The sequence below is a fragment of the Microbulbifer taiwanensis genome (genome assembly GCF_014904815.1).
GTDB classification, from domain to species: Bacteria; Pseudomonadota; Gammaproteobacteria; order Pseudomonadales; family Cellvibrionaceae; genus Microbulbifer; species Microbulbifer taiwanensis.
Map to the genome: position 1 here is coordinate 1 of NZ_JACZFR010000014.1, position 16,377 is coordinate 16,377.

The following is a 16,377-nucleotide window of genomic DNA, read 5'->3' on the forward strand; positions in this document are numbered from 1 at the left end:
CCGTGGCCGCGATCAGTGTCCGGGCCACCCGGAAAGTCCAATCGCGGCCACGGGCCGCTCCTACAAAACATAAGTTCCAGCGAACAAGGTAAATCACTATGGCAGGCGGAAAAGAAGTACGCACAAAAATTGCCAGCATCAAGAGCACGCAGAAGATTACCTCCGCGATGGAAATGGTCGCGGCGAGTAAGATGCGCAAGGCTCAGGATCGCATGGCACTGGGGCGTCCTTACGCCCAGCGCATTCGCGCAGTGATCGGCCACGTCGCCAACGCCTCGGCCGAATACCAGCACATCTACCTGCAGGAACGCGAAGTCAAGCGGGTCGGGTTTATCCTGGTATCCACCGATCGCGGTCTCTGTGGTGGCTTGAACATCAATATGTTCAAGGCGGCCATCCGCGAGATGCAGGCCTGGTCCCAGAAGGGGGCCGATGTCGAGATCTGTGCCGTGGGCAACAAGGCAGCCGGTTTCTTCAACGCCATCGGCGGCAAGGTTGTGGCCGCGGTGCGCGATCTGGGCGACCAGCCCCAGGCGAACCAGCTGATCGGTTCGGTCAAGGTGATGATGGACCGCTTCGCGGAGGGCGATATCGATCGCCTGTTCCTGGTGTCCAACGAGTTCATCAACACCATGTCGCAGAAGCCGCGGGTCGAGCAACTGCTGCCGCTGCCGAAAGACGACGACGAAATGCTCAAGCACGAGTGGGACTACCTCTACGAGCCGGATCCGAAGGAGTTGCTGGACGGCTTGCTGGCTCGCTATATCGAGTCTCAGGTGTACCAGGCGGTGGTTGAAAACAAGGCCTGCGAACAGGCCGCGCGCATGATTGCAATGAAGAGCGCCACCGACAATGCCGGTGAGCTGATCGACGCATTGCAGCTTGTGTACAACAAGGCGCGCCAGGCGGCCATTACCCAGGAGCTGTCCGAGATTGTGGGCGGCGCCGCGGCGGTATAAGGCTGCGAAGACAGAATTTAAAGCTGAGGATCCGGAAATGAGTAACGGGCAAATTGTGCAAGTGATCGGCGCGGTCATCGACGTGGAGTTTCCACGCGATTCCGTACCGAATGTATACGACGCACTCCTGTGTGAGGACAAGAACCTCACCATGGAAGTGCAGCAGCAGTTGGGTGACGGTGTCGTACGCGCCATCGCCATGGGGTCATCCGAAGGTGTGCGCCGCGGCTTGGCGGTGAAAAACACCGGCGCGCCGGTTTCCGTACCCGTGGGTACCGAGACCCTGGGCCGCATCATGGACGTACTGGGCAACCCGATCGACGAGTGTGGCCCCATCGGTGAGAAGGAGCGCGCCTCCATTCACCGCGCCGCGCCGACCTACGAAGAGCAGTCAAGCTCCACCGAACTGCTGGAGACCGGCATCAAGGTGATCGACCTGGTATGTCCTTTCGCCAAGGGCGGTAAAGTCGGCCTGTTCGGCGGCGCCGGCGTGGGCAAGACCGTCAACATGATGGAACTGATCAACAACATCGCCACCGAGCACTCCGGTCTGTCCGTATTCGCCGGTGTTGGTGAGCGCACCCGGGAAGGTAACGACTTCTACTTCGAGATGCAGGAAGCCGGCGTTGTTAACGTCGAGAACTTCGCTGAGTCCAAGGTGGCGATGGTCTACGGCCAGATGAACGAGCCGCCCGGCAACCGCCTGCGCGTGGCCCTGACCGGCCTGACCATGGCGGAAAAGTTCCGTGACGAAGGCCGCGACGTACTGCTGTTCGTCGACAACATCTACCGCTACACATTGGCGGGCACCGAAGTATCCGCCCTACTCGGCCGTATGCCGTCCGCGGTGGGTTACCAGCCGACCCTGGCGGAAGAAATGGGCGTGCTGCAGGAGCGTATTACCTCCACCAAGACCGGCTCCATCACCTCCATCCAGGCGGTATACGTACCGGCGGACGACCTCACCGACCCGTCTCCGGCCACCACCTTTGCGCACCTGGACTCCACCGTGGTACTGAGCCGCGATATCGCCGCCAAGGGTATCTACCCGGCCGTTGACCCGCTGGACTCCACCTCCCGCCAGCTGGACCCGCTGGTGATCGGTCAGGAGCACTACGAGTGTGCCCGCGGTGTTCAGTCGGTACTGCAGCGCTACAAGGAGCTGAAGGACATCATTGCCATCCTGGGTATGGATGAGCTGTCCGAGGAAGACAAGCAGATCGTTGCGCGCGCGCGTAAGATCGAGCGCTTCCTGTCCCAGCCGTTCCACGTGGCGGAAGTATTTACCGGCGCGCCGGGCAAATACGTATCCCTGAAAGAAACCATTCGCGGTTTCCAGGGTATCCTCAACGGTGACTACGACCACATGCCTGAGCAGGCCTTCTACATGGTTGGCACCATCGACGAAGCGGTGGAAAAAGCCAACAAGGCGAAGGGCTAAGCGACAGAGGCAGACAATATGGCCATGACAGTACATTGTGACGTTGTCAGCGCCGAGCAGTCTCTCTTCTCCGGACTGGTGGAGATGGTGATAGTGAGCGGAGTCGAGGGGGAGATTGGTATCTCCTACGGCCACGCACAGCTGCTCACCGCCCTGAAACCCGGTCCGGTGCGCATCATCAAGAAAGGTGGTGAAGAGGAAGTGCTGTTCGTCAGCGGCGGCTACGCCGAGGTGCAGCCGAGTATGGTGACCATCCTTGCGGATGTCGCCGAGCGTGAAATCGACGAAGACGCAGCGCAGAAGGCCCGCGAGGAAGCGGCCCACGCCCTGCACAAGGCGCCCTCGGAAATCGACTACGCCCGCATCTCCGCCCAGCTGGCCGAAGCCGAAGCGCGCCTGCGCACACTGCAGGCAATCCGCAAGGCGGCCGGCAAGTAAGTGGTTCTTACATCTCTGTAGGAGCCTGCTTGCAGGCGATCGAAAAAGCAGCTTCGGCTGCTTTTTTTTGTTTCCTAATCAATCAATAACCGTCAAATTCATCGAAAAGCGGGCCAGTGATAACCCCAAAGTATCGGAATGAGATTCTACCAATGATGTCCCCCACTATTAGGTCCGCAGTTTTTTCAATGGCAGCTTTGCTTTTGTCTGCCTGTGGAGGATCAAGTTCCTCCGGCGACAACACAAACACTGAGCCGGTGATGGACACAGAATTGCCAACTGCAAGTATTTTATTTCCTCGACAGCAGGGATTGTGGAGCGACCGGGATACACTGCTTGTGCGTGGCACCGCGAGCGACAATCAGGGAGTCGCCAGTGTTGTTGTAAATGGAATTGAAGCCACTTCCGATAATGGCTTTGCAACTTGGCTTGCGGAGATTCCTGTCAGTTACGGAGTATTGACCGAAATTCATGTCACGGTTGTCGACGTGAATGGAAACGCAAATGAGGGGGCTGCAGCCAGCACTGTCAACAGCTATGCGCAGAATGAAAGCTACAAATTTTGCGGCCCACTGGCCTTCGATCCCTCGCGAAATTCAATCTACGTATTTAACCCCCTTACAGAACTGAACCTGAATGAAAATACCGAAGCTCGCCTGGAATCCGAGCTGGAAGAGGTTACTGGTGCGCTATTCGATACTAGAAGTGGACAGTTTCTTGTTATCGAAAAGGACAACCTATTATCTCTGGACAAGCAATTCAACTCGGTTAAGGTTATTTCTTCTGCAGAGGATTCAGACGTATCATTTCGAGGATACTCTCAAATCGCGATAGATGAAGCTACAGGATCTATCTACGTCCTTGATGACGATCACTCAAATCTAATAAAGGTAAACCCGGAAAATGGTGAAAGGAATATTATAGACAGTTGGAAGTCGGAGGGTGACTTGTCACTTGGACAGCATCGCCCCGGGTTTGTTATAGATAGTGGAAGGTTTTTTGCAATAATAAGTGATGCGTTAATTGAGCTGAACCCACTAGATTGGTCTGGCACTGAACTATCGGGAAAAAACGTTGGTGAGGGGCCAAGCCTAAGGTGGCTTTCTGGACTTTCCATAGATATGGTTAACGGAAAAGCGTATGTAGGAAACTCCTATAACGAATTAATCGAGATTGACCTGAACACGGGAGATCGCACTCTCGTTTCAGCGGCGAATGAAGAAGACCCGCTCAACCTTTCTTTTAGATATTTGCGGAACGGATTCATTGATATAGGCGAATCCATAGCAATTAACTCCTGTTGGAGCGGGCAGACTTTTTCTATCGAGAAAAGTAGCGGTTCCAGGTTTTCAATATCAAGGCCCACTCGTGGAACTGGAACCTATTTCAATAGTGCCGAACAGCTAAAATTTGATGGTTTCAATAAGAGACTTTTAGTCTTAAATGAAGTTACTGCAGATCCGTGGAGTTACCCGCAATTCGATACGGCGGTTCAGCAGGTTTTGTCTGTCTCCCCTGAAAACGGGGATCGCAGTATTGTAACCGGGCCCAATACCGGGGAAGGGGATATCAATGCCTGGTTTGTGGATATTGCTGTTGATAGCCGTAATGGAAATATTTATGCAACAGACATGAGATCCAAATCTATTATTCAAATTGATCCGGTATCTGGTAATCGGCGAGTTCTATCCTCCGCAGAAAAAGGTTCTGGGCCAGGCGGTGCGGATCTTGGTCGTGCTGGGTTGACTGTTGATGAGTCGCGCAACCGCCTTTTGTTGGCTGGTGGAGTATCTGGAGAACCTGAATCATTAATCTCTGTGGATTTGGATACCGGAGATCGTTCTACCCTTGTTACTTATGGAGGGGCGGATACTGTCAAGTGGGTATCTTCATCTTATATTGAAGTGGATGACCTTTCAGTCTACGCCTATTTGGTAAATTACGAGGGAGTTATACTATCGGTTGATCTCGAGACCGGTCTCAGGCGGATTGTATCCGGAGATGGTGTCGGTGCTGGCCCAGATTTCCGGGAGATTAGCAATGTAGCTGTTGACCGAAAAAACAATCGCCTGCTCGTCGAGCACTATAAAGAGCGAGATCGTGAAAACCCGGAATATGACGGCCTACTTTACGAAGACCTGCCGATTGAAATGGAGTTGCTTTCAATCGATTTGGAAACGGGAGATAGGAAATCACTTCTCAGCTTTACGCAGAGAAAGAATGAAAGAATGATAATGACCCCGGCAGTCGACCCACAGAGTGGAGAAATATACCTGAGTTTGCCCAATCTCAGCATTTCTGTATTCGATGAAAAGACGGGTCAATACTTAACCGTTTCTCAGTGATAAAGGAGCCATCCCGGTCGGACCTCGAGAGCCTCTGTCTCAACCAGTCCAACGGAATTTATCGCGGGAGCTCTCTGCGTCCGTGGAAAAAGCAGTGAAGATTGCAATGTTTCAACCGCGAAACGGCTCAATCTGTCCTGTTGGCACAAAAAGCCCTCGCACAGATTTCCACTGAGTGCCTAAACTGATGCGCCTTAACAAACCTTCAGGGAGAGAGCGATGAGCGTGGATCTGATTTTCTACACCAACCCCCAGTCCCGCGGCCGCATAGTGCGCTGGATGCTCGAGGAAGTGGGTGTCCCCTATAAGACGGAGGTGCTGGAATACGGCACCACGATGAAAGCCCCCGAGTACCTGGCCATCAACCCGATGGGCAAGGTGCCGGCGATAGTGCACGGCGGTAGGGTGATCACCGAGGGTGCGGCCATCTGCGCCTACCTGGCCGACGTGTTTCCCGAGGCCGGGCTCTCCCCGAAAACTGCAGAAGAGAAGGCGAATTACTATCGCTGGCTCTTCTTTGCTGCCGGGCCGCTGGAGTCGGCGCTGAGCAACAAGGCGGTATTCAAGGAGAAGCCGGAAGCAGATAAGGAGATGACGCTGGGCTACGGCAACTACCGGAATACCCTGGATGCCCTGTCCATCGCGGTAAAGGCCAATCCTTATATCGCCGGCGACCGCTTCACCGCCGCCGATGTCTACGTCGGCTCCCATATTGGCTGGGGCATGCAGTTCGGCACTCTGGAAAAGCGCGATGAGTTTGTCGATTACTTCGCGCGCCTGCAGGATCGCGCGGCCTGTGTGCGCGCTGCCGAGCTGGACGACGCGCTGGTGAAGGAGACCAGCGAGGCTTGAGCCGATAGGTACAGTCCCCCTGTAGGAGCCTGCCTGCAGGCGGAAAGGAATGGAGTTCCAGAGCCATTCGCCTGCAGGCAGGGTCCTACGGTTCAGGGGTAGGAAAGCAAAAAATAAAAAGGCCGGCAGGTATTCTCTGCCGGCCTTTTTGTTTCTTGGTGAATTACGGCATCAGTGCACCCAGTGGTGCCGCTCCATCTTTTGCTGAATCGCCTCGGCGGTCGGTGCCGGCATGGCACTGATCGGCAGGCGCTCGTGGAAGAAGGCCAGGCGGTCCTCGGCGTCCAGTTCGTTCATCGTCTCCGCCTCAAAGACGCGACCGTTGATCACCGTGTAGCTGACGTTTTCCGACAGACGCAGATTCTCCAACGGATTGCCGTCGACGACGATCAGGTCCGCCAGCTTGCCGGCCTCGATACTGCCGATATCCCCGTCCATACCCAGGTAGCGGGCGCCGTCGATGGTACCGGCGCGGAAGGCCTCCCAGGGGGTAAAGCCGCCCTGCTCCATCATCCACAGCTCCCAGTGGGCGCCGAGGCCCTCGCGCTGACCGTGGGCGCCGATATGCACGGTGACGCCCTTGTCGCGCAGCTGCTTGGCATGCCTGGCCACATTGACGTGGTTGTAGTGGGAGTCCGGCGCCGTCGGGCGGCGGATGGAGCGCGGATTGACGATAAAGTCCGGCGTATAGCGGGTCAGGCGCTGGTTCTTCCACACCTCGGTGCGGTCGTACCAGTACTCCTCACCCCAGAGACCGCCGTAGGCGACGACGAAGGTGGGTGTGTAGCCGACCTTGGTCTGGCTCCACAGCTGCTCCACGTCCGAGTAGACGTTGGCGATCGGCAGCGAGTGCTCCACGCCGGTGTGGCCGTCCACGATCATGTTCATATTGTGCTGGTACTTGCCGCCGCCCTCGGGCACCACCATGATGCCCTGCTCGCGCGCGGCCTGCAGTACCTGCTGGCGCTGCTCCCTTCTCGGCTGGTTGTAGCTCTTCACGGAGATGGCACCCATTTCCTTCAGGCGCCCCAGGTGGAACTGCGCATCCTCCAGCGAGTTGATCTTGGCCTTGTAGCCGGGCCCCTTGGCGCCGTAGAGGATGGTGCCGGTGGAGAAGATGCGCGGCCCGGTGATGATGCCGGCCTTCTGCATCTCGGCGGCGGAGAAGATCTCGCTGCTGTCGTTGGACGGGTCGTGAATGGTGGTGACACCGAAGGCCAGGCTGGAGAAGAGGTTCCAGTTCTGCTGCGGGATTATCTCCTCGCGGCCCTGGGCGCCGTGGGCGTGGGCGTCGATCAGGCCCGGCAGCACCGTCTTGCCGCTGACATCAATGCGCTTGGCGCCGACCGGGATCTGTACCTGGTCGGCCGGGCCCACCGCGACTATGCGGTTGCCGCGGAAGACCACTGTGCCCCCCTCGATCACTTCCTGCGACTGCTCGGCATCGCGCATGGTAACCACCCTGCCGCCGGTCAGCGCGATCAGCTGGCCGTGGTTCTGGAAGCCTTGGCTGAAGCTGAGGTCGATTCCCGCGGCCACCGGCTCCGGAAGCTCGTCCGGCGCGCCGGCGACAAAGGCGAAGGCGTCTTTCAGTTGCCGCTCGTAGAGCTTGGGCCCGTGGGCCCAGCCCAGGGTGGCGCTGTCGGCGGACCAGTGCAGGTTCTCACCGGCGCGCGCGGAAACCTGGGTCACCGCCACTGCTTTTGAATCCGGACCTATGACCTCGGACTTGCCGGTGTGCATAAAGGGTGCCGCATAGGCCTTGAAGTCCTGGGTAAAGGCGAACCAGCGGCCGTCCGGCGACAGGCGGAAGGAAGTGATCTCGGTTCCGTGCAGATGCTCGCGCTCGTCCTTACCCTCGGCGTCGACGCTCTTCAGCACCCGCTTGCCGCCGCTCTCGTGCACGAACTCGGAGAAGTAGATGCGTCCGTCGTCGGCGCCGAAGTGCGGCTCGTAACCCGACTTGACGATGCGGCGCTGCCAGTCGCCATCGGCGTCCGCCAGGTAGATACCCGGCTCCAGGGAATACTCCGGGCTCAGCAGGTAACCGCCGGTAAAGCGGCGGAAGGCCACGGTATCGCCGCTGGGGGAGAAGGTCGGCTCCACATACAGCCCCGGCTGGCGTGTGATGTTTTCGCCGCGGCCGTTGCGGGCCGAGACCACGCGCACATGGCCGAGTTTCTCGTCGTCCCAGGTCACGTAGGTGATCTGGCGGCCGTCGCGGGACCAGCTGGGGTAGAACTCGAAGTGGTCATCCTGGCGCGTAAGGCGGCGGCGCTCGCCGCTGTCCACATCCTGGATATAGATCTTGCCCAGGGCCTGGAAGGCGATCTGCTCGCCGTCCGGGGACTTCTGCGCCCAGCGGATCATCTTCACGTCGAAGGCCTCCGGCGCCACTTCCACCGGGAAGCGCACCGCCTCGGCCACCTGCTTGTCGACTCTGATATGTGCGGTAATCTGCTCGATATTGCTGCCATCGGCAGCGATTCGCAGGAATTTGCCGCCGGTCCAGACGACCAGGGATTTGCCGTCCGGCATCCAGTCGTACTGCACATAGTTGCCGTGAGAGCCGAAAATCTCCTGCAGGTCGCGCTCGAGGCCGGCGTAGACCGGCCTCTCCAGGCCGGTCTCCAGGTCTTTCAGGAACAGTGATGTCCTGTCGTTCTGGCGGCGGATAAAGGCCAGTTGCCTGCCATCCGGGGATGGCACCGGTGCCACGGCGCCGCCGGGACCCGAGACGAAGGTCTCCTCCTTGCCGTCCTGAAGGTCGTAGCGGTTGATGGCGAAGATCTGCTGGGTGGAGTTCTTGTTGTACTCGAACACGGTACCCGGGGTGGTATCGATGGAATAGTAGACATAGCGACCGTCGGTGGAGAAGGCCGGATCGGCAATATTCTTCTGCGCGATTTCACCGCCGATACGCGCCTTTAACTGGCGCCCCTCGCCGCCGCCGTGGTGGTACATCCAGATTTCGCCGGCGGGGATGCTGCGTCCGGACATAAAGCCCTTGCGCGCGACCAGGTGCTGGCCGTCGGGACTCCAGTTGGGCGAGTGCAGCAGGTTTTCTTTTTCGTGGGTAAGCTGGCGCAGGTTTTCGCCGTTGCGGTCCATGACCCATATATTGTCGGCGCCGTCGCGGTCGCTGATAAAGACGATGGACTGGCCGTCGGGGCTGAAGCGCGGTTGCATATTCCAGGCGATCTCACTGGTGAGTGCCCTCGCCTCGCCGCCTGCGACCGGCACCGTGTAGATATCACCGAGCATGTCGAACAGGATGGTCTTGCCGTCCGGGCTGATATCCAGGTTGCTCCAGGTGGTCTCGCGGGTATCCAGGCGGATCGGCTTGAATTCGTAGGGCGGCTGGTTCACGTCCCAGGCCTGCGCCTGTTTTTCGCCCTCTTTCTCGCCGGCCTGTGCCGCGCCGGTTTCGGCCATGGCGCCCATTGGCAGGGCCAGCGCCAGGGCGGTCATCCCCAGCAGCCGGCGGTGGAATCTTTTCTGCTTGATTGTCGTCATTGATGCTTCCCCCCGCCGCGCCTTTTGAGCTGGCGGTTGTTATTGCTGTATTTGTCTGTCAGCGGATGCAATGGAATGTTTTGCGCGCAATAAACTATCCGGATTGGCGGTCGGCGGCAAATACATTGCGACAGCCTTCACGGATTCGGGACGACCCGAGGTCGGCGTGTCAGATGTAGGCCTCGTCCGTGGTGAAAACTACGTCAAATTCCTGTTCGGAGACGAAATCGGCCATGCGCTCGGTCAGCTGTTCGCGCCAGGCGTCCGCCTGCTCCACAGAGGCATTGCACTGGTCTTCCCGCAGCAGAATGCGCGCGTGCAGGTAGAGGGAGCGACCTGTCTTGGTCATACTCAGCGACCAGCGCCGCCCGGGAATGTCCTCCATGGCGGCGGCGAAGGCGCTGCGGATCTGCCGCTGCAGCGCAGATGACGGCGCGGCCAGCAGTACTTCCATCAGGTTGCGGTAGAGGATGCGCACCGGTACCGGCAGCATCACCGCCACCATGCCGATGACCATCCAGCTGTCCACAAAGGGCAGCCAGCCACCGAGCAGGTCGCCGAACTGCCACACGAAGGCGAAGGCGCAGAGCACCACGCCGCTCAGTATTCCGTCCATCATCCAGGCGAAGGCGTCCACCTCGAGCAGTGAGGAGCCGGTGCGCCGCGCAATGTGGCGCAGCACCAGGTGCACCGCGAGGCAGCCGATACTGGCCACGGCCGCATAGAAGGTGGCGATTCCCGCCTCGAGGGTGCGGCCGCCCTGGTAGAGCGCCGCCACCGCCGAGGACAGCGCCATCAGCATCACACCGAGAATCACCATGCTCTGCAACACATTGAAGGCAGGTTCGAAGCTGGCGTAGCCGAACGGAAAGCGCCGGTCGGCGCCGCGCCGTATCAGGCGCGACACGCTCAGCATCACCAGTGACATGACAAAGTTGACCAGGGAGAAGACGCCGTCGAGAAAGATGGCCTCGGAGCCGGTCCAGTGGGCAAAGCCGAAACCCAGCGCAGCCATGGCCAGGCAGCCGACAATCGACAGCCACAGACCTTTTGTTTCCATTGCCTACGTCTCCCTTCAGCGTCAGTTGGCGGCAGCCTGATTTTAGCCCGGGCGTCATTCCCCGCGCCAACTTGAGGTCTTCGTGCTTAGTCGCCACAATTCGCAGCCATTCTTGTATCTACAGCGCCGAAAGAAGAGTTTCCATGAGCATTGATATCGTTATCCTCGCCGCCGGCAAAGGCACCCGCATGCGCTCCGACCTGCCCAAGGTGCTGCACCCGATCGGCGGCGTGCCCATGCTGGGGCGGGTCATAGACGCCGCCAAGCAGTTGGGGGAAGTGGAGATCACCGTGGTGATCGGCCATGGCGCCGAGCTGGTGCGCGAGCGCTTCGCCGACAGTGGGGTGAAGTTTGTCGAGCAGACGGAGCAGCTGGGCACCGGCCACGCGGTGGCTCAGGCGATCCCGAATTTCCGCAGGGGCTCGACCGCGCTGGTGCTCTACGGCGATGTGCCGCTGGTCAAGAGCGGTACCCTGCAGTCCCTGCTGTCGGCTTCCGACAGGGGGCCGGCGCTGCTGTCGGTAGAGATGGCCAACCCGGCCGGCTACGGCCGCATAGTGCGCGACGAAGCCGGCCGCGTACTGGCTATCGTGGAGGAGAAGGACGCCGATGCGGACACCCTCGCCATCCGCGAAGTGAACACTGGCATACTCGCGGCCCCTTCGGACCTGCTGTCCCGCTGGCTGCCGGAGCTGTCCAACGACAATGCCCAGGGCGAGTACTACCTGACCGACGTGATAGCGCGCTCGGTCGGCGAGGAGACGCCGGTGACCGGCGTCATCGCCGGCGATCCGATCGAGGTGGCCGGCGTCAACAGCCGCGCCCAGCAGGCGCAATTGGAGCGCGCCCTGCAGCATGGGCGCGCACTGGCGCTGATGAACGCCGGTGTGACCCTGCTGGATCCGACGCGTATCGACGTGCGCGGCAGCCTCGAGTGCGATACCGACGTGTCCATCGATATCAACTGCATCTTCGAGGGCGAGGTGGTACTGGGCAAGGGCGTGCAGATAGGTCCCAACTGCCTGCTGAAAGACTGCCGCCTGGCCGACGGCACCATCGTCGAGGCCAGCTCGATCATCGAGGATGCTGAGGTGGGCGAGGCCTGCACCATAGGTCCCTTCGCGCGCCTGCGCCCCGGCACCCGGCTGGCGCAAGGCGCCAAGGTGGGCAACTTCGTCGAGACCAAGAAGGCGCAGATAGGCCGCGGCAGCAAGGTCAATCACCTGTCCTACGTCGGCGATGCCATCGTCGGAGACGGCGTCAATATCGGCGCCGGTACCATTACCTGCAACTACGACGGCGTGAACAAATCGATCACCGAGATTGGCGACGGCGCCTTTATCGGTTCCAACACCGCGCTGGTGGCGCCGGTGAGCGTCGGCGCCGGCGCCACCATCGGCGCCGGTTCCACCATTACCCGCGAAGTGGGTACTGACGAACTGGCGGTGGCCCGCGGCAAGCAGCGCAATATCTCCGGCTGGCAGAGACCCACCAAGAAGTCCTGATTACGGAACCGGCGGCGCCGCAGTCTCCGGCTTGCCCCGGCAGGCTGAAATCCGGCGCCCATCCCCTCCCCGGCCGGCCGGGGGCCCTGCACCCATCTACACTTGCGCATCGGGAAGAAGAGGAATTGCCCGATGCACAAACCCAGAATGCACCTGCTCGCCTCCTTCGATATCGCCCGGTTGCAGTACCTGGACGAAGAGGGGCGCGCGACCCAGGCGCTGCCGGATTTCGCCACCCCCGATACACTGCAGTCGCTCTACCGGCAGATGACCCTGGCGCGGCTGGTGGACGATCGCGCGGTCAAGCTGCAGCGCACCGGCCAGCTGGGCACCTACCCTTCCAGCCTCGGCCAGGAGGCCATCGGTGTCGGCGGGGGCGGCGCGCTGGAAAAGGACGACGTCTACTGCCCCTACTACCGCGAAACCGGCGCCCTGCTGGAGCGCGGTGTCGAAATCGAGGAGATTCTCGCCATCTGGGGCGGCGACGAGCGCGGCCAGGATTACCGGCACGCCCGCCAGGACCTGCCCCTGTGCATCCCGATTGCCACCCAGTTGCTGCACGCCGCCGGTGTCGCCTTTGCGCTCAAGTACAAGCGCGAGCAACTGAATGAGCCGAACCGCGTCGCGGTCTCCTGCGCCGGCGACGGCGCCACTTCCCGCGGCGACTTTTACGAGGCGTTGAACCTGGCCGGCGTCTGGCGGCTGCCGGTGGTCTTCGTGGTCAACAACAACCAGTGGGCCATCTCGGTGCCGCACGCGGCCCAGACCGCCAGCAAGACAGTGGCCCAGAAAGCCATAGCCGCGGGAATTCCCGGACTGCAGGTGGACGGCAACGACGTGATAGCCGTGCGCGCCGCGGTCGCGGACGCGGTGGCGCGCGCCCGCGACGGCGAGGGCCCGACGCTGATCGAGGCCACCAGCTATCGCCTCTGCGACCACACCACCGCCGACGATGCCGGCCGCTACCAGCCGCCGGGGGAAGTGGAGGAGGCCTGGCGGCGTGAGCCGCTGTCGCGCCTCGGCAATTACCTGCGCGGCGAGGGCCTGTGGGGCGACGCCCAGGAGGAGGAACTGCAACGGGAGCTGGCGGAGGTCATGGAGAAGGCGCTGCGCAGCTACACCGAGCGGCCGCGGGACAGGGACACCGCCATGTTTGATCACCTCTATGCAGAGCTGCCGGAGGCCTTTGTGGAGCAGTACCAACAGCTGGCGGGCCATCAATGAGCCAGATCACCCTGGTGGAAGCGGTGACCCTGGCGCTCGCTTATGAAATGCAGGCGGACCCCAGGGTGCTGGTTTTCGGCCAGGACGTGGGTCTCAACGGCGGCGTCTTCCGCGCCACCGAGGGACTGCAGGAGCGATTCGGTCGCGAGAGAGTGCTGGATACGCCGCTGGCGGAAAACATGATCGCCGGAATCGCCGTAGGTATGGCCGCGCAGGGGCTGCGCCCGGTGGCGGAGTTCCAGTTTATGGGCTTTATCTACCCGGGCCTGGACCAGATACTCAGCCACGCGGCGCGCTTCAGGAATCGCACCCGCGGGCGCCTGTCCTGTCCCGTCGTCTACCGGGCCCCCTATGGTGGCGGCATTCACGCGCCGGAACACCACTCCGAGAGTACCGAGGCACTGTTCGCGCATATTCCCGGCCTGCGCGTGGTGGTGCCCTCCTCCCCGGCGCGCGCCTACGGTCTGCTGCTGGCGGCGATTCGCGATCCTGACCCGGTGATTTTCCTGGAGCCGAAGCGCATCTATCGCGCCGTGCGCCAGGAGGTGCCGGACAGCGGTGAGGCGCTGCCGCTGGACCGCTGCTTCCGGCTGCGCGAGGGTGCGGATATCACCCTGATCGCCTGGGGCGCCTCGCTGAAGGAGACACTGGCCGCCGCGGAGCAGCTGGCCGGCGAGGGTATAGAGGCGGAGGTCATAGATCCGGCCACCCTGAAGCCGCTGGATATCCACGCCGTTATCGACTCGCTGGAAAAGACCCACCGCTGCCTGGTGGTACACGAGGCGGCGCGCTTCTGCGGGCTCGGCGCCGAAATTGCTGCACAGATCAATGAATACGCCTTCGACCTGCTGGATGCGCCGGTGCAGCGGGTGACCGGCTACGACACCGTCATGCCCTATTACCGACTGGAGGACAGTTATATTCCCGGTGTCGAGCAGATACTGGCAGCGGTGCGGGAGACCCTGGACTATCCGGACGGGGGGCGGCGATGAAGGTCTTCAAGCTGCCCGATTTGGGTGAAGGGCTGCCGGACGCGGTGATCCGCGAGTGGCACGTCGCCGAGGGAGACAGCATTGCCGCCCACCAGAGCCTGGTGACCGTGGAGACCGCCAAGGCGCTGGTGGAGGTGCCTGCCCCCTGGGGCGGCACTGTGGAGAAGCTGTTCGCTGCCGAGGACGAGACGGTCAATGTGGGCGAACCGCTGATCGGCTTCACCGAAGCCAGGGCCGGTGAGAAAGCCCCCCCTGTAGGAGTGGCCCATGGCCGCGATCGGACTCGCGGCGAAGAAAAGCAGGCCGACTCAGGCACAGTCGTCGGCAGGATCCAGCAGACCGGCGAAGTGCTGGGACAGGAAATAGCCCCCACCGAAATTTCCCGTCGACTGGCTACCCCGTCGGTGCGCGCCCTGGCCCGTCGCCTGGGCGTGGACCTGGGTGAGTTGCAGCCAAAAGGTGAGCGCTTCAGCGCCGACGAGGTGCGCGCCGCCGCGGGGCGCAAACCCGCAGTGGAAAAGCGCAAAGAGCCGGCCAGCCCCGACGCCGAGATGTCCCCGGCCCGCCGCGCCATGGCCATGGCCATGAGTCGCGCCCGCGATGAAGTGGCGCCCATGACTCTGTGCGACCAGGTGGATATCTCCGCCTGGTGGGGGAAGGAGTCCGCCACCCTGCGCCTGATTCGTGCGATGCAGCGGGCCTGCGAGGCAGAGCCAAACCTGAACGCCCTCTACGAAGACGGGCGCTTGAACCCTTCGGAGACCATCAATATAGGCCTGGCGGTGGACTCGCCCCGCGGTCTCTTGGTGCCGGTGCTGAGGGATGTGGCCGCGCGCTCGGACGGGGCGCTGTTGCAACAGATAGAGGACTACAAGGAACAGGCCCACACCAGGGGTATCGCCCAGAGCGACCTGCGGGGCGGCAGCATACTGCTGTCCAACTTCGGCGCCCTGGCCGGCCGCTATGCGACCCCGGTGGTACTGCCGCCGATGGTGGCCATAATTGGCGCCGGGCGCACTTTCGAGGGCGTGGTTGCGGTGGACGGAAAACCCGCGGTGCGCGCTTTACTCCCCCTCTCCATCAGCGCCGATCACCGCGCCGTCACCGGCGGCGAGCTGGCCCGGTTTCTCGGGGCCATGTTGGATTCCCTCTCTTCGTAGGCTGCGCTCCTCTGCCCATCCTACGGTTCCACGACTCTGATAAATCTTTGTGGGAATCTCGGTTTCACTTTGCTATCGTTAAGTTTCAAATCGAAACTTAACCGATCATGTCCAAACGCAATACCCAGCAACGCCGTCACCAGATACTGGCCCTGCTCAACGAGGCGGGAGAGGCCAGCGTAGAGAAATTGGCGCGCCAGTTCGAAACATCAGAAGTTACGATTCGCAAGGATCTGACCGCGATGGAGAACAGCGGCCTGCTGCTGAGACGCCACGGTGGCGCCATCCCGGTGCCGCGGGAACTGGTGATCGAGGAGGCGCCGTCCGAGGTCAAGCGCGCCATAGGCCGCGCCGCCGCGGCACTGATTCCGGATCACCACCGCATAGTGATCGACTATGGCCGCACCACCGCGGCCATGATCCCGGAGCTGGAGCGCAAGCGCGGCCTGGTGGTGATGACCAACTCGCTGCATGTGGCCAACGCCCTGCGCGAGCTGGAGAACGAGCCCACCCTGCTGATGACCGGCGGCACCTGGGATCCGCACTTCGAGGCCTTCCAGGGCCAGGTGGCCGAGCAGGTGTTGCGCGGCTACGACTTCGACCGCGCCTTTATCGGCGCCGATGGCATAGACCTGGAGCGCGGCACCTGCACCTTCAACGAGCAGATAGGCCTGTCGCGGGTGATGGCGGAGGTGGCGCGCGAGGTGGTGGTGCTGGCGGAATCCAGCAAGGTCGGGCGGCGCATCCCCAATCTGGAACTGCCCTGGGAGCAGGTGAATACATTGGTGACCGACAGCGGCCTGGACGACGGTGTCCGGGCGCAGCTGGAGGCGCTCGGCGTGCGGGTTATCTGCGCGGAAGTGAGTACTCACGCCTGATTCCGTC

At 61.3% G+C, this 16,377-nt stretch carries 12 protein-coding genes; 10 read left to right on the plus strand and 2 right to left on the minus strand.

What is annotated here, in order from left to right:
* Window positions 1-98 precede the first annotated feature (98 nt).
* From atpG to IG627_RS05035, 5 genes are all read left to right on the plus strand, one after another.
* Window positions 99-959: a F0F1 ATP synthase subunit gamma gene (gene atpG / locus IG627_RS05015; RefSeq protein ID WP_193190603.1), complete on the plus strand. Its 861-nt coding sequence runs from the start codon at window positions 99-101 to the stop codon at window positions 957-959.
* 37 nt (window positions 960-996) lie between these two features.
* Window positions 997-2,400 (plus strand): F0F1 ATP synthase subunit beta, encoded by a 1,404-nt coding sequence (gene atpD / locus IG627_RS05020; protein ID WP_193190605.1) that lies wholly within the window; start codon window positions 997-999, stop codon window positions 2,398-2,400.
* 18 nt (window positions 2,401-2,418) lie between these two features.
* Entirely contained in the window at window positions 2,419-2,838 is a 420-nt protein-coding gene (locus tag IG627_RS05025) for a F0F1 ATP synthase subunit epsilon (RefSeq protein WP_193190607.1), read from the plus strand.
* 152 nt (window positions 2,839-2,990) lie between these two features.
* Complete coding sequence (locus IG627_RS05030; RefSeq protein WP_226864739.1) at window positions 2,991-5,183, plus strand: YncE family protein; 2,193 nt, start codon at window positions 2,991-2,993, stop codon at window positions 5,181-5,183.
* A 219-nt stretch (window positions 5,184-5,402) separates the two neighbouring features.
* Window positions 5,403-6,035, plus strand: coding sequence for a glutathione S-transferase family protein (locus tag IG627_RS05035; RefSeq protein ID WP_193190610.1), 633 nt, complete (start codon window positions 5,403-5,405; stop codon window positions 6,033-6,035).
* Window positions 6,036-6,206: 171 nt separating this feature from the next.
* Here IG627_RS05035 and IG627_RS05040 read toward each other — a convergent pair whose 3' ends face one another.
* A complete protein-coding gene (locus IG627_RS05040) occupies window positions 6,207-9,551 on the minus strand; it encodes an amidohydrolase family protein (protein ID WP_193190612.1) in 3,345 nt (1,114 codons plus the stop codon).
* Window positions 9,552-9,720: 169 nt separating this feature from the next.
* Complete coding sequence (locus IG627_RS05045) at window positions 9,721-10,611, minus strand: cation diffusion facilitator family transporter (protein ID WP_193190614.1); 891 nt, start codon at window positions 10,609-10,611, stop codon at window positions 9,721-9,723.
* Between the two features lie 143 nt (window positions 10,612-10,754).
* Here IG627_RS05045 and glmU point away from each other — a divergent pair, with 143 nt between their 5' ends.
* The 5 genes from glmU (at window position 10,755) to IG627_RS05070 (ending at window position 16,370) form a co-directional block, all read left to right on the plus strand.
* Window positions 10,755-12,116 carry a bifunctional UDP-N-acetylglucosamine diphosphorylase/glucosamine-1-phosphate N-acetyltransferase GlmU gene (gene glmU / locus IG627_RS05050; protein ID WP_193190616.1) on the plus strand — a complete coding sequence of 454 codons (1,362 nt, stop codon included), beginning with the start codon at window positions 10,755-10,757 and terminating at the stop codon, window positions 12,114-12,116.
* Between the two features lie 132 nt (window positions 12,117-12,248).
* Window positions 12,249-13,340: a pyruvate dehydrogenase (acetyl-transferring) E1 component subunit alpha gene (gene pdhA, locus IG627_RS05055; protein ID WP_226864740.1), complete on the plus strand. Its 1,092-nt coding sequence runs from the start codon at window positions 12,249-12,251 to the stop codon at window positions 13,338-13,340.
* A complete protein-coding gene (locus tag IG627_RS05060) occupies window positions 13,337-14,332 on the plus strand; it encodes an alpha-ketoacid dehydrogenase subunit beta (protein ID WP_193190618.1) in 996 nt (331 codons plus the stop codon). Before pdhA ends, IG627_RS05060 begins: the two co-directional genes overlap by 4 nt.
* Entirely contained in the window at window positions 14,329-15,492 is a 1,164-nt protein-coding gene (locus tag IG627_RS05065) for a dihydrolipoamide acetyltransferase family protein (RefSeq protein ID WP_193190620.1), read from the plus strand. Before IG627_RS05060 ends, IG627_RS05065 begins: the two co-directional genes overlap by 4 nt.
* A 107-nt stretch (window positions 15,493-15,599) precedes the next feature.
* Window positions 15,600-16,370, plus strand: coding sequence for a DeoR/GlpR family DNA-binding transcription regulator (locus IG627_RS05070; RefSeq protein WP_193190623.1), 771 nt, complete (start codon window positions 15,600-15,602; stop codon window positions 16,368-16,370).
* The last annotated feature ends 7 nt before the right edge of the window (window positions 16,371-16,377 follow it).

Coding starts and splice junctions, on each gene's coding strand:
- atpG (WP_193190603.1), top strand. CDS start 99: ATGGCAGGCGGAAAAGAAGTACGCACAAAAATTGCCAGCATCAAGAGC.
- atpD (WP_193190605.1), top strand. CDS start 997: ATGAGTAACGGGCAAATTGTGCAAGTGATCGGCGCGGTCATCGACGTG.
- IG627_RS05025 (WP_193190607.1), top strand. CDS start 2,419: ATGGCCATGACAGTACATTGTGACGTTGTCAGCGCCGAGCAGTCTCTC.
- IG627_RS05030 (WP_226864739.1), top strand. CDS start 2,991: ATGATGTCCCCCACTATTAGGTCCGCAGTTTTTTCAATGGCAGCTTTG.
- IG627_RS05035 (WP_193190610.1), top strand. CDS start 5,403: ATGAGCGTGGATCTGATTTTCTACACCAACCCCCAGTCCCGCGGCCGC.
- IG627_RS05040 (WP_193190612.1), bottom strand. CDS start 9,551: ATGACGACAATCAAGCAGAAAAGATTCCACCGCCGGCTGCTGGGGATG.
- IG627_RS05045 (WP_193190614.1), bottom strand. CDS start 10,611: ATGGAAACAAAAGGTCTGTGGCTGTCGATTGTCGGCTGCCTGGCCATG.
- glmU (WP_193190616.1), top strand. CDS start 10,755: ATGAGCATTGATATCGTTATCCTCGCCGCCGGCAAAGGCACCCGCATG.
- pdhA (WP_226864740.1), top strand. CDS start 12,249: ATGCACAAACCCAGAATGCACCTGCTCGCCTCCTTCGATATCGCCCGG.
- IG627_RS05060 (WP_193190618.1), top strand. CDS start 13,337: ATGAGCCAGATCACCCTGGTGGAAGCGGTGACCCTGGCGCTCGCTTAT.
- IG627_RS05065 (WP_193190620.1), top strand. CDS start 14,329: ATGAAGGTCTTCAAGCTGCCCGATTTGGGTGAAGGGCTGCCGGACGCG.
- IG627_RS05070 (WP_193190623.1), top strand. CDS start 15,600: ATGTCCAAACGCAATACCCAGCAACGCCGTCACCAGATACTGGCCCTG.